This window comes from Thauera butanivorans (assembly GCF_048398245.1).
GTDB lineage: Bacteria > Pseudomonadota > Gammaproteobacteria > Burkholderiales > Rhodocyclaceae > Thauera > Thauera butanivorans.
Window position 1 is genome coordinate 808,776 of sequence record NZ_CP183038.1, and the last position, 13,884, is coordinate 822,659.

At 68.0% G+C, this 13,884-nt stretch carries 14 protein-coding genes; 5 read left to right on the plus strand and 9 right to left on the minus strand.

The features are described from left to right. Positions 1 to 61: 61 nt before the first annotated feature. From ACNQFN_RS03870 to ACNQFN_RS03900, 7 genes are all read right to left on the minus strand, one after another. A complete protein-coding gene (locus ACNQFN_RS03870; protein ID WP_418648016.1) occupies positions 62 to 661 on the minus strand; it encodes a hemerythrin domain-containing protein in 600 nt (199 codons plus the stop codon). A 23-nt stretch (positions 662 to 684) separates the two neighbouring features. After that, positions 685 to 1,476 (minus strand): ABC transporter ATP-binding protein, encoded by a 792-nt coding sequence (locus ACNQFN_RS03875; protein WP_068639718.1) that lies wholly within the window; start codon positions 1,474 to 1,476, stop codon positions 685 to 687. Between the two features lie 14 nt (positions 1,477 to 1,490). After that, entirely contained in the window at positions 1,491 to 3,284 is a 1,794-nt protein-coding gene (locus ACNQFN_RS03880; RefSeq protein ID WP_418647733.1) for an ABC transporter permease subunit, read from the minus strand. Then, positions 3,281 to 4,318: a branched-chain amino acid ABC transporter permease gene (locus ACNQFN_RS03885; protein WP_418648017.1), complete on the minus strand. Its 1,038-nt coding sequence runs from the start codon at positions 4,316 to 4,318 to the stop codon at positions 3,281 to 3,283. Before ACNQFN_RS03885 ends, ACNQFN_RS03880 begins: the two co-directional genes overlap by 4 nt. A gap of 156 nt (positions 4,319 to 4,474) precedes the next feature. Further along, the gene (locus ACNQFN_RS03890; RefSeq protein WP_418648018.1) at positions 4,475 to 5,614 is read right to left on the minus strand and encodes an ABC transporter substrate-binding protein; all 1,140 of its coding nucleotides are present in this window, start codon (positions 5,612 to 5,614) and stop codon (positions 4,475 to 4,477) included. Positions 5,615 to 5,688: 74 nt separating this feature from the next. Then, complete coding sequence (locus ACNQFN_RS03895) at positions 5,689 to 6,636, minus strand: 3-carboxyethylcatechol 2,3-dioxygenase (protein WP_068639621.1); 948 nt, start codon at positions 6,634 to 6,636, stop codon at positions 5,689 to 5,691. Further along, a complete protein-coding gene (locus ACNQFN_RS03900) occupies positions 6,636 to 8,360 on the minus strand; it encodes a bifunctional 3-(3-hydroxy-phenyl)propionate/3-hydroxycinnamic acid hydroxylase (RefSeq protein ID WP_068639620.1) in 1,725 nt (574 codons plus the stop codon). Before ACNQFN_RS03900 ends, ACNQFN_RS03895 begins: the two co-directional genes overlap by 1 nt. A gap of 196 nt (positions 8,361 to 8,556) precedes the next feature. On the opposite strand from ACNQFN_RS03900, the gene ACNQFN_RS03905 reads away from it, so the two are divergent. The 5 genes from ACNQFN_RS03905 to ACNQFN_RS03925 all read left to right on the plus strand — a co-directional run bounded on the left by ACNQFN_RS03905 (position 8,557) and on the right by ACNQFN_RS03925 (position 12,093). Beyond that, positions 8,557 to 9,354, plus strand: coding sequence for a DNA-binding transcriptional regulator (locus ACNQFN_RS03905; protein WP_068639619.1), 798 nt, complete (start codon positions 8,557 to 8,559; stop codon positions 9,352 to 9,354). 373 nt (positions 9,355 to 9,727) lie between these two features. Continuing rightward, positions 9,728 to 10,063, plus strand: a complete 336-nt coding sequence (locus ACNQFN_RS03910; protein ID WP_418648019.1) for a helix-turn-helix transcriptional regulator — start codon at positions 9,728 to 9,730, stop codon at positions 10,061 to 10,063. A gap of 200 nt (positions 10,064 to 10,263) precedes the next feature. After that, entirely contained in the window at positions 10,264 to 11,163 is a 900-nt protein-coding gene (gene rapZ / locus ACNQFN_RS03915) for an RNase adapter RapZ (protein WP_068639618.1), read from the plus strand. Then, positions 11,160 to 11,549 carry a NusG domain II-containing protein gene (locus ACNQFN_RS03920; protein WP_068639617.1) on the plus strand — a complete coding sequence of 130 codons (390 nt, stop codon included), beginning with the start codon at positions 11,160 to 11,162 and terminating at the stop codon, positions 11,547 to 11,549. Before rapZ ends, ACNQFN_RS03920 begins: the two co-directional genes overlap by 4 nt. Next, entirely contained in the window at positions 11,530 to 12,093 is a 564-nt protein-coding gene (locus tag ACNQFN_RS03925) for a Gx transporter family protein (RefSeq protein WP_418648020.1), read from the plus strand. Before ACNQFN_RS03920 ends, ACNQFN_RS03925 begins: the two co-directional genes overlap by 20 nt. Positions 12,094 to 12,379: 286 nt before the next feature. Here ACNQFN_RS03925 and ACNQFN_RS03930 read toward each other — a convergent pair whose 3' ends face one another. Continuing rightward, on the minus strand, positions 12,380 to 13,255 hold the full coding sequence (locus ACNQFN_RS03930; protein WP_068639623.1) for a dienelactone hydrolase family protein: 876 nt from the start codon (positions 13,253 to 13,255) through the stop codon (positions 12,380 to 12,382). 169 nt (positions 13,256 to 13,424) lie between these two features. After that, positions 13,425 to 13,691: a translation initiation factor IF-1 gene (gene infA, locus ACNQFN_RS03935; protein WP_068639481.1), complete on the minus strand. Its 267-nt coding sequence runs from the start codon at positions 13,689 to 13,691 to the stop codon at positions 13,425 to 13,427. Positions 13,692 to 13,884 lie beyond the last annotated feature (193 nt).

The following is a 13,884-nucleotide window of genomic DNA, read 5'->3' on the forward strand; positions in this document are numbered from 1 at the left end:
CGTTGTCGGTCCTGTTGGTGTCGGGTGGGCGGCATGTGTCTGCCGTGGTGGTCGTGGGCGTTCAGCCCTTGTATGGTCCGGTTCCAAGCCCGATCGGCGCCGGTGCGGCGGCGACGAGCCTGGAGAAAATCTGTGCGAAGTCCTCTTCGCCGGTTCTTGCGGTCGCCCGCGTGCCGCTGAGCGGATCGTCGGCGATGAAGCCGGCGTTGGCCTTTTCCCAGTCCTCGGCGGTGAAGTGCTTGCGGATCAGCGGCAGCACCTCGCGCTCCTCGGTCATCATGTGCAGGCGGTAGAACTCGGCGTAGGCATCGAAAGCCTCGCTGAAGGCCTCGAAGCCGCCCACCTCGCCCGACTGGTAGCGCGCCAGCGCGGCTTCGAGCGTCTTGATGCGGGCGTCGGCTTCGGCGTGTTCCCGCTCCAGGTGGGCCAGCACTTCAGCCCCCTCCTGGGTGCGCGCGCGCAGCGGTCCGAAGAGGAATTCATCCTCCTTGGGGTGGTGTCGCTTCTCGGGGTAGGCGTCGAGGTATTCGACCATCGCCTTCAGCAGCTTGTGATCCGGCTCGAGCCGGCCCTCGCCGATCTCCTTGATCATGTAGCGGATGGCGTGGATGATCGCCGCCAGCGACTGGTGCTCATCCATCAATATGCGCATTGCTTCCATCGGAATCTCCTTGCTCGGGTCTGTCAGCTCACCAGCATCGCCTGGTGCTTGCTGCCGAAGCCCAGATAGGCCTCGATGACGCGCGGATCGTCGGCCAGTTCGTGCGCCGGGCCTTGCATGGCGACCTGGCCGGTCTCGAGCACGTAGGCGTAGTCGGCCACCTGCAGCGCGGCGCGCGCGTTCTGCTCCACGAGCAGGATCGACACCCCGCGCCGGCGCAGCTCGGCGATGATGCGAAAGATCTCGCGCACGATCAGCGGCGCCAGCCCCAGGCTGGGCTCGTCGAGCATCAGCAGCTTCGGTTTCGCCATCAGCGCGCGGCCCACCGCCAGCATCTGGCGTTCGCCGCCGGACATCGTGCCGGCGGCCTGGTCGCGGCGCTCCTTCAGGCGCGGGAACAGCGCATAGACTTCTTCGAGCGTCTGCGCGTGGTCGCGCTTGCCCATGCGGTAGCGCTGGAAGGCGCCCAGCACCAGGTTGTCCTCGACGCTCATCTCGCCGAACAGCTCGCGCTTCTCGGGCACCAGGTTCATGCCGCGCGCGACCATGCGCTCGACCTCGGGCACCACTTCGAGCGTGCCGTCGAAGGCGACCTGCCCCTTCGAGCCGAGCACGCCCATGATCGCCGACAGCATCGTCGTCTTGCCCGCGCCGTTGGGGCCGATCACGGTCACGATCTGGCCTTCGCCCACGGTCAGGCTGGCGTGGGTGAGCGCCTCGACCTTGCCGTAGGACACGCACAGGTCCCGGACTTCCAGCACCGGGTTCTTCGCGCCCGCGTTCGAGGCGGCGGCCTGCGTTTGCTGCTGTGTCATCGCGTTCTCCTCGCTCATTCCACACCGCCCAGGTAGGCTTCGAGCACCGCCGGGTTCTTCTGGATCTCCTCGGGCAGGCCCTCGGCGATCTTCTGGCCGAACTCCATCACCACCACGCGATCGACCAGGCCCATGACGAAGTCCATGTCGTGCTCGACGATCAGCGTGGCCATGCCCTCGGCGCGCAGCTTCTTCAGCAGCTCGGCGAGTGCCTGCTTTTCCTTGAAGCGCAGGCCGGCCGCAGGCTCGTCGAGCAGCAGCAGGCAGGGGTCGGCGCACAGCGCGCGGGCGATTTCGAGGATGCGCTGCTGGCCCAGCGCGAGGCTGCCCGCCTCCTCGTACATGAAGTCCTTCAGGCCCACGCGCTCGATCTGGTACGCCGCCTCCTTGAGGATGCGCGCTTCTTCCGCACGGTCCAGGCGCCAGGCCGAACTCAACACGCCCTTGTCGCTGCGCAGGTGCGCGCCGATGGCCACGTTCTCGAGCACGCTCATCGTCGGCAGCAGCTTGACGTGCTGGAAGCTGCGGCTCATGCCCATGCGGGCGATCTCGCGCGAGTCGTGGCCGGCCACCGGCTTGCCGAGGAACAGCACTTCGCCCGAAGTCGGCGTGTCGACGCCCGAGATCTGGTTGAACATCGTGCTCTTGCCGGCGCCGTTGGGGCCGATCAGCGCGAGGATCTCGCCCGCGCGCACTTCCAGGCTCATGTTGTTGTTGGCCACCAGGCCGCCGAACTTGCGCGTCACGTCCTTCGCCACCAGGATCGGCTCGCCGGCGGCCGGCAGCGTGCGCCGCGGCAGCGGCTCGGCGGCGGCGTCGATCTTCTTGTGCACCACCGGCACCGGCACCCGCTTCTTCAGGATCGGCCACAGGCCTTCGCGCGCCCGGTGCAGCACCAGCACCATCAGGATGCCGAACACGATCATCTCGAAGTTGCCGCTGGCGCCGAGCAGCTGCGGCAGCCAGTCCTGCAGCCATTGCTTGAGCACGGTGATCACGCCGGCGCCGACGATCGCGCCCCAGACGTAGCCGGCGCCGCCGAGCACCGCCATGAACAGGTACTCGATGCCGATATGCACGCCGAACGGGGTCGGATTGACGAAGCGCTGCATGTGGGCGTACAGCCAGCCCGCGGCACAGGCGTGCAGCGCGGCGATGACGAAGATGATCATGCGCGCGCGCGAGGTATCCACGCCCATCGCCTCGGCCATCACCCGCCCGCCCTTGAGCGCGCGGATGGCACGGCCTTCGCGCGAATCGAGCAGGTTGTGGGTGGTGAGCATCGCCACCAGCAGGAAGGCCCAGATCAGGTAGTAGATCTCGCTGCCGTCGTCGAGCGTCCAGCCGAACAGTTCGATCGGCGGAATGCCGGTGATGCCGGTGTGCCCGCCCAGACTTTGCATGGTGCCGAACAGGAAGTACAGGCTGATGCCCCAGGCGATCGTGCCCAGCGGCAGGAAGTGGCCCGACAGCTTGAGCGTCAGCGAACCCAGGATCAGCGCCACGGTGGCGGTGATCAGCAGCCCGGCGACCAGCGTCAGCCACGGCGAGGCGCCCACCCACGCCAGCCAGGCCGGCAGCTCGGTGGCGGTGCTCAGCGCCGCGGTGGTGTAGGCGCCCAGGCCGACGAAGGCGGCCTGGCCGAAGCTCGTGAGCCCGCCCACCCCGGTCAGCAGCACCAGGCCGAGGGCGACCATCGCATACAGGCCGATGTAGTTCAACAGCGTCACGTAGTACGGCGACAGGATCGCCGGCACGGCGAGCAGCAGGGCGAGGAAGGCCCCCAGCAGCAGACGGTCGGTTCTCATTCTTCTTCCTCCACGTGGTGGCTACGCAGCGAGCGCCACAGCAGCACGGGGATGATCAGGGTGAAGACGATGACTTCCTTGTAGGCGCTGGCCCAGAACGAAGCGAAGGCTTCGAGCAGCCCCACCGCCAGCGCGCCCAGCGCCGCCAGCGGGTAGCTGGCCAGGCCGCCGATGATGGCGGCGACGAAGCCCTTGAGCGCGATCAGGAAGCCGGTGTCGTAGTAGATGGTGGTGATCGGGGCGATCAGCACGCCCGACAGCGCGCCGATGAAGGCCGCCAGCAAGAAGGTGAGCTTGCCCGCCAGCGCCGGCGAGATGCCCATCAGCTGGGCGCCGACGCGGTTGATCGCGGTCGCGCGCAGCGCCTTGCCGTACAGCGTGCGCTCGAAGAACTGGTACAGCGCCACGATCAGCAGCGCCGACACCACCAGCACCCACAGCGTCTGGCCGGTGATCAGCAAGGGGCCGAGATCGAAGCTGGCGTCGCTGAAGGCGGGCGTGCGGTGGCCTTCGGCGCCGAAGAACAGCAGGCCGAGCCCGACCATGGCGATGTGCAGCGCTACCGACACGATCAGCAGGATCAGCACCGGCGCCGAGGCGATCGGCTGGTACATCAGCCGGTACATCATCGGCCCCATCGGCACGACGATGGCCAGCGTCAGCACGACGTGCGCGGCCAGCGGCAGCGAGGCCACCGGCGCCGCCGCGAACAGCCCGGCCAGCACCAGTGGATAGGCCAGGTTCCAGCCCGCCACCGACGCGGCCTTGCGCGCCTGGCCGGCACGCAGCGCGGCGACGCCGTCGAACAGCGTGACCAGCACGCCCATCACCAGCAGCAGCCAGACGGTGGCCGGCACGCCGCCGCCCTGCATCATCGCCAGCGTCAGCGCGCCATAGGCGACGAACTCGCCCTGCTGGATGAAGATCACCCGCGTGACCGCGAATACCAGTACCAGCGCCAGCGCCAGCAGCGCATAGATCGCGCCGTTGGTGATGCCGTCCTGGCCCAGTATCAGTGCAACAGTTGAATCCATCTCGTCCTCCTTTTCCCCGCCCCCGATGCGGCGCGGCGGAACCGCGCAGGCGCTTCCGCCACGCGGCATGCTTTCGGCTGCCGATGGGGGCGTGGTGGAAAAGCGCGGCCCGGCCCTGAACACGGGCATCGGCGGCGCGCACTGGGGTCCGACCGCTTATTTGACGAGCGACCACTTGCCGTTGACGACCTCGATCAGCACGACCGCCTTCGGGTCGTAGCCACCGTGATCCTCGGCACTCAAGGTGTAGGTGCCATTGACGCCAACCAGGCCGGAGGTGCTTTCGAGGGCGTTGCGGATCCCTTCACGGAACTCCGGGGTACCCGGCCTGGCGGTCTTGACCGCTTCCTTCATGGCGTTCTCGAGCAGCAGCCAGGCGTCCCAGGCGGCGCCGGCGAAGGTCGAGCGCGAGTCGGCGCCGAGCTTGCCTTCGAGTTGCTGCAGGAAGGCGACGCCAGCGGCCTTGTTGGGATGGCCGTCGGCCATCTGTTCGGCCACCAGCACCGGCGCGACCGGCAGGCGGGCGCCTTCGACGTTCTTGCCGCCCAGGCGCAGGAACTCGCGGTTCGCTACCGCGTGCGACTGGTAGATCGGGCCCTTGTAGCCGCGCTCGCGCAGCGTGCTCTGGGGCAGGGCCGCCGGGGTGCCCGAGCCGCCGACGAAGACCGCGTCCGGACGGGCGGACATCACCTTGAGGGTCTGGCCGGTGACCGAGGTGTCGGTGCGGGCGTAGCGCTCGGTGGCGACGATCTTGATGCCGGCAGCCTGGGTGGTCTCGGTCAGCGCCTTCAGCAGCAGCTCGCCCCAGGAGTCGGAGAAGCCGATGAAGCCGACCGTCTTGACGCCCTTGGCCTTCATGTCCTCGACCACGCGGCCGACCATGATGTCGGCGGTGGGTTCGACGCGGAAGGCCCAGGCGCGCTTGTCGGCGGCGGGGTCGATCGGCGCGATCGACAGCATCGGCACCCTGGTCTCGTTGGCGACGTCGACCATCGCCATGCCGTTGGTGATCAGGTTGGGGCCGATGATGGCGTCGACCTTGTTCTCGCCGACCAGCTTGCGGGTGTTCTTGACCGCGTTGGTCGGGTCGGTGGCGTCGTCCAGCACGACGTAGTTAATCTTTTCGCCGCCCAGGGTGGCGGGCATGAGTTCGAGCGCCTTGCGCGTCTCGGCGCCGAGCGAGGCGGCCGGGCCGGTGAGCGAGAACACGACGCCGACGTTGATGTCGGCGACGGCGTGGCCGGCCGACAGGGCGAGGGCGATGGCAGCGAGTTGGGTCTTGATGCGTAGCTTCATTTTCATCTCCTGGTCTCTCTGATTGTCAGGATGTTGCGTTGTATGGCGAAGGTGCGTCGTGGGTGATTCGGGGTTCAGCGGGAGCGGCCGCTGAGGGCGCCGAAGCCGGCGATCCACTCCGGGATCTCGCGGTAGTAGCGTTCCTCGGCCTGCCAGGCGCCGGCGCAGGCGGCGTCCATCGCGGCCACCGCCGCGACCCAGGTCTTGGCCTCGTGCGCCGAGCCGCCGGCGTCGGCGGTGATGTCGGCGTTGCGGTAGGCGTCGATCGCCGCCCAGTCGCGCGCGGCGAGCCGTTCCATGAGCTTGCGGTCCCACTCGGCGTTGAGCGGATGCAAGGTGCTGGTGCCGGCGGTGAAGGCTTCGGCGGCGGCGATCGTGCGCGCCTGGCGGGCGGCACGGGCTTCGGGCGAAGGGTTGCGGTTGTCGATCAGGCGGGCGATGACTTCCGGATCGGTCGCAGTCGCCATCTGCGGCACCGGCGGGTTGTGCGACAGGCCGCCGGAGCCGATGAACAGCGCGCGCTGGCCCCGCGCGCGGGCGAAGCGGCCGACAGCCTCGCCGAGCAGGCGGGCGCGCTGGAAGCTCACCACCGGTGGCGCCACCGAGTTGATGAAGATCGGCACCACCGGGTAGCGATCGAGCGCGCCGGTGAGCTCTTCGAGCGGCTGGGCGCAGCCGTGGTCGACCTGCATGCGGTACGAGAAGCCGAGGTCGATGCCGGCATCGACCACCGCCTGGGCGCAGGCTTCGGCCAGCGTGCGCGGCACGTTCAGCGGCCCGGCGGAGGACTGGTAGTCACCCACCGACTCGGCCGCCATGCCGATGCAGAACTGCGGCATCAGGTCGAGGAAGAAGCCGTTGAGGTGATCGGGCCAGAACAGGTAGATCACCTCGGGGCCGAAGGCCTCGACCTCCGCGCGCAGGGTATCGACCAGCCCGGCCACTTCCTTGACGATGGCGGCCTCGGGGTCGAAGCAGCCTTTCAGCGGGGTGTGCGAGAGGCACTGCAGGCGCGCTTGCATCAGGCGGCTCCCTTGCCCACGTTCAGGCCCATCTTGTCGGCGACCTGGGCGAGCAGCTCGTTGATCCTGACCGGGTAGGCGAGGCCGGCGACGAAGCGGTCCGGGCGGATCACCGCCACCGCGCCCCGATGGCTGCCGAACCACTCCTTGAGGCGCATCTGCTCGTCGCCGACGACGATGGCGTCGGGGCCGATCGCCTGCTCGCGGTGGATCTGCACCACCGGTTTGACGGTGATGATGCGCCCGCCGAGCGCGGCCAGGATGTCGCGGCTCTTCTGGTTGAGCCAGAAGCTGGGATCCACGCCCCAGCACACCAGCGCGAAGCCGCTGCCCATGACGTCGTCGAGCAGCTTGACCTCGCCGTCGCGGGTGCGCACTTTGGGCTGGATGAAGAGCCTGCCGACCGGCGAATTCCTGCCCACGCGCGTGGCCGGCATCAGGCGGCCGAGCAGCGGGGTCTTGCGCGCCAGTTGGCAGAGCAACTGCTTGACGCCGGGCTCGGTGTCGATCTCGGCTTCGGAGACGACCAGGCCGGTCTCGTACCTGGGCATCGGCTTGAAGCGCATCTCGGTAAAGTAGCGCTTGGCCGGCGGCACCAGGTTGAGCACCCAGGTGGCGAAGTCGCGCGCGGCGACCACCGCCGGGTTGCGCGGCGAGAAGATGCGGCCGGCGGTCACCGACAGGTCGATCATCGCCTTGGCGTGCGGCGGACGCTCGAGCTGGTAGGTGTCGAGCAGCTTCTCGGAGGCGATGCCCTTGACCACGTAGGCCAGCTTCCAGCCCAGGTTGGCGGCGTCGCGCATGCCGGTGTTGTAGCCCTGGCCCTGCCACACCGGCATGATGTGCGCAGCGTCGCCGGCGAGCATCACGCGGCCCACTTTCCAGCGCTCGGCGATGCGCGCGTTGTGGGTGTAGACGCGCTTGCGGATGTAGTCCAGGCTGGTGGCATCGACGCCCGGCGGCAGCACCTTCGCCATCAGCATCGCCATGTTGTGCGGCTGGGTCATTTCCTCTTCGTTTTCGTTCTCGAAGATCATGAACTCGAAGCGGCGGATCGAGTCGGGCAGGGCGACCGACACATACGGACGCGAGGGATCGCAGTGCATGTAGATGTTGGGAATGCCGAGCGGGTCGTTGCGCACGTCCACCACCAGCCACTTGGAAGTGTCGGTGAAGCCGCCGAAGCCGACGTTGAGCGCGGTGCGGATCGGGCTGCGGCCGCCGTCGCTGCCGACCAGCCAGCGCGTGCGCAGGGTGTAGACCGTGCCGTCGCTGCGCTTGACGTCGAGGCTGACGCCGTCGGTATCCTGTTCGAAGCGCAGCACGTCGCTACCCAGGCGTACGTCGACGTTGTCGAAGCGCTCGAGGCCGTCGAGCAGCACGCGGTCGACCAGCGGCTGGTTGAAGGCGTTGCGGCGCGACCAGCCGAATTCGTCGGTGCGCGGCTCGATCGAGGCGAAGCAGCGCCCGCTCTTGGTGACGAAGCGCATCCAGTGGTGGGGGGTCAGATGCGGCAGCACCGCCTCGGCCATGCCGATGCCCTGCAGCGTGCGCAGGCACTCGTCGTCCATGCCGACGGCACGCGGGTAGTCGATCAGCTCGTCGCCGCGCTCGAGCAGGATGGCCTTGACGCCGTGCAGGCCGAGCATGCTGGTGATGGCGAGGCCGACCGGGCCGGCGCCGGCGACGACGACGTCGGCATCGAAGCGGGTGTTTTCGTTCATGTTGCAGACTCCTGAGGTGCGGGGCTGCGCTGGATCGCCGTTTTTCCGGGCGATGCGCGTCGGATGGTTCGGGTAAGAAATATTCTTTATGCTGCGATTAGTTGGGCAGAGTCTAAAAATTCTTGAACCTCTGGACAAAAACACTTCGATCACCGTCCACAGGGCGCACAACATTGTTTGTAAAGGGTTTTATCGCATGAGACCTGATACGGGCGCCGACTATGGGGCCGTGCGCAGCCTTGCCCGCGGGCTGGATCTGCTGCGAGTGCTGAACCGGCACGACAAGGGGCGCGCCTCGCTCGCGCAGCTTGCCGCCGGCACCGGGCTGCACCGCACGACGGTGCGCCGGCTGCTGGAGACGCTGATCGAAGAGGGCTATGTGAAGCGCAGCGCGTCGGACGACCGCTACGTGCTGACCTTGAATGTCCGCGCCTTGTCGGAAGGCTTCAAGGACGAGGAGCGCATCTCGATGGTGTCCGGCCCGGTGCTCGCCCAGTTGCTGCAGCAGGTGCGCTGGCCGTCGGACCTATGCACGCCCGACGGCGGCTCGATGCTGATCCGCGAATCGACGCACCGCTTCAGCTCGCTGTCCTTCAACCGCGCGATGGTGGGCGAGCGCCTGCCGATGCTGCTGACCGCGGCCGGGCGCGCCTATTTCTGCTATTGCGCCGACGCCGAGCGCGAGGCCCTGCTGGTGCTGCTGCGCCGCGACCCGGTGCAGGCTGCGCTGGCCAGCGACGAGAGGTTCATCGCCAACCTGCTCGAGCAGACGCGCAGCCGCGGCTACAGCTCGAACGAGGGCGACTGGAGCGCGGAACGCAAGATCGGCGCGATCGCGGTGCCGGTGTTCCAGAGCGGCAAGGTGATCGCGAGCATCAACGTGATCTACCTCGTGCGCGCGGTCTCGCATGCCGAGGCGGCCGCGCGCTACCTGCCGGCGCTGGTCGAGTCGGCGCGCCATCTGGAAGCGGCGCTGAACGAGCCGGAGGCATGAGGCACCAGCACCGAAGGCGGGGGCGGATGCCGGATCGGGCCGGCAATCTGCCCACGGCGGCCGAGGCTTCAGCCCGCTCGGCTATGAGACGCCAGCCATGCGCCAGGGCGATTTCCTGGCAGATGGCCAAGCCCGGTCCCGCCCCGTAATCCCGCAGATGGTCGCACTTCGGCTTGGATCGAATGGTTCACCAAGGCACCACGGGGCCGAATTGTTGACCTGAGATGCCTGATTTCGAGGGCCTGCCGGACGTGGTGTTCTTTCTCGATGCGGAGCTCGGAAGAATCCGGGCGGAACGCAATGCAGCCGACGTACGCATATTCCTGCAGCGTGCCCCCGCGACTGGATTTTCACCTCCTATCACGAGCACGCCATGCGGTTGAAGGTACGCGAATTGCTGTACGCGGAGCTTGGGCGAACGCGGGAAGATGTTCCGGGCAAGCTCCACATGTCCTCGCGCACCGTGATCCGCAGGTTGCAGGACGAAGGGCTGTCGTTTCAGGGTATCAAGGACGAGCTGCGCAGGGATCTGGCCATCCTGAACCTCACGCACCAGGACGTCTCGCTGGCCGAGATTTCTTACTCATTGGGGTTCAGCTCTCCCGCCGTTTTCCACCGCGCCTTTCGCCACTGGACCGGCATGACGCCAAGGGGCTATCGGGCCGTCCAACAGAAACTGCGTGGCGCGAATATGGAGGTTGAAGGCTAGGCCGCAACAAGCAGATACAATCGCTGTTCCCGGACCCGCAAGAATGCGCCGGAAGAGATCCGCGCGGAACGGAGTTCGCTCACGCCGGCAGGCCGCCCATTCCGACTGGCGCCTGCCGGAGGATCGAAATGCCGATCCGCGGGTCGAAGGGGCTGAAGCGCGCCCGTGGCTTGCGCGCCGTTTCCAGATGAAGAGGGACCATGCAGATCGTATTGATAAGCGGCTTGTCGGGGTCGGGCAAGAGCATTGCGCTCAACGTGCTGGAGGATGCCGGCTACTACGTCGTGGATAACCTGCCGGCGGCGCTGCTGCCGCAACTGGTGACGCACCTGCGTGGCGGAGGCTGGGCGCGCGCGGCGATCGCGGTCGACATGCGCTCGGGCGCGAGCATCGCGGCCTTGCCGAGCCAGGTCGAGCAACTGCGCGATACGGTCTCGGACCTGCGTTTCATCTTCCTCGACGCGCGCGACGACACGCTGATCGCGCGCTTTTCCGAGACGCGCCGCCGCCACCCGCTGGCGGGCGACGGCGTCACCGTGGAAGAGGCGATCAAGCGCGAGCGCGATGCGCTGGCGCAGATCGCCGAACTGGCCCATCGCATCGACACCAGCGATCTGCACCCGAACACGCTGCGTGCCTGGGTCAAGGATTTCATCCGGGTCGAGGAAAGCCAGGGGCTGACGCTGATGTTCGAGTCCTTCGGCTTCAAGTACGGCATCCCGCTGGATGCCGACCTGGTGTTCGACGTCCGCTGCCTGCCCAACCCGTACTACGATCCGCGCCTGCGGCCGCTGACCGGATGCGACGAGCCGGTCAAGGAGTTCCTGCGCAAGATCCCCGAAGTCACCCGCATGAGCGAGGACATCCGCCGCTTCATCGCCAACTGGCTGCCGGCCTACATGCGTGACAATCGCAGCTATCTGACGGTGGCGATCGGTTGCACCGGTGGGCAGCACCGCTCGGTCTATATCGCCGAATGGCTGGCGGACTGCTTCCGCGACCAGCTCAGCGTGATCGTTCGCCACCGCTCCGCAGCGCGGCGGGCGGCGGATCGCGGCGCCGCGGCAGTGCATGCGCCGGTGGCCGAAAAACAGCCGTGAGCTTCCCGCTTGCCGCCTGGCGGGCGCTGCTGCGGCCGGGCGACGTGCTGATCGCGGCTGCCGGCCTTGCCGTGTGCGTCCATGCCGCAGCGGTACTGTGGCAGGGCGGGCGGCCCGAAACTGCGGTGGTGCGTGCCGGCGGCAAGGTCGTGGCCGAGGTCGCGCTGTCGGCGCCGCGGGTGGTCGAAGTGGCAGGGCCGCTCGGCACCACGCGCATCGAAATCCAGCCCGGCCGCGCGCGCGTCGCCGCGGACCCTGGCCCGCGGCAGTATTGCGTGCGCCAGGGCTGGTTGACCCAGGCCGGCGCGGTGGCGATCTGCGCACCGAACGAAGTCAGCCTCAGCCTGACCGGCCGTGGGGCCGACTATGACTCACTCAACTATTGAACTCCTTCCTTCGCCGAAGGACCGCCGCATCGCGCGCCATGCGGCGGCGGCGATCGTGCTGACCGTGGCCGAGGCGGCGATTCCGCTGCCCCTGCCGGGGGTCAAGCCCGGATTGGCGAACATCGTCACCCTGATCGTGCTGGCACGCTGGGGCTGGCGCGAAGCCGTATGGGTGGCTTTGCTGCGGGTCTTCGCCGGCAGCCTGCTGCTGGGCCAGTTCCTTGCGCCGGGGTTTTTCCTGAGCCTGTCCGGCGCGCTCGCCAGCCTGGTGGTGCTGGGACTGGCGATGCATCTGCCGCGGCGCTGGTTCGGCCCGGTCAGCCACAGCATTCTGGCGGCATTCGCGCATATCGGTGCGCAACTGGTGGTGGCGCGGCTGTGGCTGGTGCCGCACGACGGGGTGTTCTACCTCGTGCCGGTGTTTGCGCTGGCCGCGGTGGTGTTCGGCCTGGTCAACGGCCTGGTGGCGGCACGGCTGCTGGAAGAGCTTGGCGGCGGGACGCCGGGAGACGACAAGGGCAAGGAGGCCGTGCGGCCTGCTTGAGCCGGGAGCCGGCGTTCCTCCGGCGGCTGGAGTGCTGGCCGCAGGAGGAACGCTGGTCCCTGGAACGTCCGGGCGCCTGCCTGCGTCCAATCCGCATTGCGAAGTGCCGCGAGCGGGTGGGGCGAAGCATGAAGGGGCGCTGGAGGAAATACCTGTCGGCCTTGCTGGCGGCGATCTGCGGCATTGCCTTCGGCTGGTTTGCCGGCCTCGGCGTGGCGCGCGCCGAGGCCGGCCGTGTGACGGCGGGCGCCCCTGCCACCCATGCGGCCGAGGCGCCCGCTGGCGATCACAGCTTGGCCGAGAACCACTCCAGCAGGCGCTTCCAGCCGTCTTCCGCTTCAGTCTGGCGATAGCTCGGCCGATAGTCGGCATGGAAGGCGTGGGGCGCGTCGGGATAGACGATGATCTCGCTCGGCTTGCCGGCCGCATCGATGGCGGCGCGCATGGCTTCGACGTCGTCGAGCGGGATGCCCTGGTCCTGGCCGCCGTAGAGGCCGAGCACCGGCGCGTGGAGCTGCGCGGCGACGTCGATCGGATGCGCCGGCTGGTTGTCCGAAGGGGCGCCGTCCAGCCGGCCATACCAGGCGACGCCGGCCTTGAGCTTCGGGTTGTGCGCGGCGTACAGCCAGGTGATGCGCCCGCCCCAGCAGAAACCCGTGATCGCCAGCCGCGACGCGTCGCCGCCCTTCGTCGCGGCCCACTCGGCGCAGGCGTCGAGATCGGCCATGACCTGGGCGTCCGACACCTTGGGCACGATGGACGACAGGATGTCGGCGACGTTTTCGAGCTTGGATGGGTCGCCCTGGCGGAAGAACAGCTCCGGCGCGATGGCCAGGTAGCCTTGCTTGGCCAGGCGGCGGCAGACGTCGCGGATGTGCTCGTGTACGCCGAAGATTTCCTGTATCACCAGCACCACCGGCAGTTTGTCGCTCCCGGCGACGCGGGCGAAGTACACCGGCAATTTGCCGTCGGCAGTCTGGACGGTGCTCGTGCCGGCGTCCAGGCCTCGTGCATCGGTGCTGATCACCGTGCTTGCCTGGACCGGGAGCACGGCAAGGGCGAAGCCGGTGGCGGCGATCGTCGTGACGAAGCCGCGGCGGTCCACCCGCGCGGCAGGCAGCAGGCTGTCGAACTCGGTCGTCGAGGTGTCGTGTGCATCCATCTTCATCTCCATCCGTGGGGGTGTGATTCGTGTGCAGCCCTGTGATGACATCCGCAGCGAGGGTGATGTTCCCATGTCGTTCGATGCAGGTACAGGCCGTTGCGAGCGGATGCCGGCGTCAACGAAAAAGCCCCTGCCGATCCGGCAGGGGCTTCGAAGGGCTGAACGCTCAGCGGCGGCGGGGCGGCGGGGCCGACGCGGTGCCGGCCGGACGGCCCGGCAAGTGGCGGAAAGTGATGCGGCCCTTGCTCAGGTCGTAGGGCGACATCTCGAGCGAGACGTTGTCGCCGGCGATGATGCGGATGTGGTGCTTGCGCATCTTGCCGCCGGAGTAGGCGATGAGGTTGTGGCCGTTGTCCAGGGTGACGCGGTAGCGTCCATCCGGCAGGACTTCGGTAACGGATCCGTGCATTTCGATGAGTTCTTCCTTGGCCATGTTCGGGCTCCTTGTCATTGTGCCGGAGCGCATGCCTCGGGCGCGCAGCGGCGATTTGCCCACCTCCGCCGGGGAAGGGCATCGGGCCGGGGGCTTGTGCGCGTGGCGCAAGGGGCGGACCGGCCGGGCCTGCGCAAAAGTGACAGGCCGCTTCAAAGCTGGGGCGATTGCACACCCGCATCATTCGCACGGG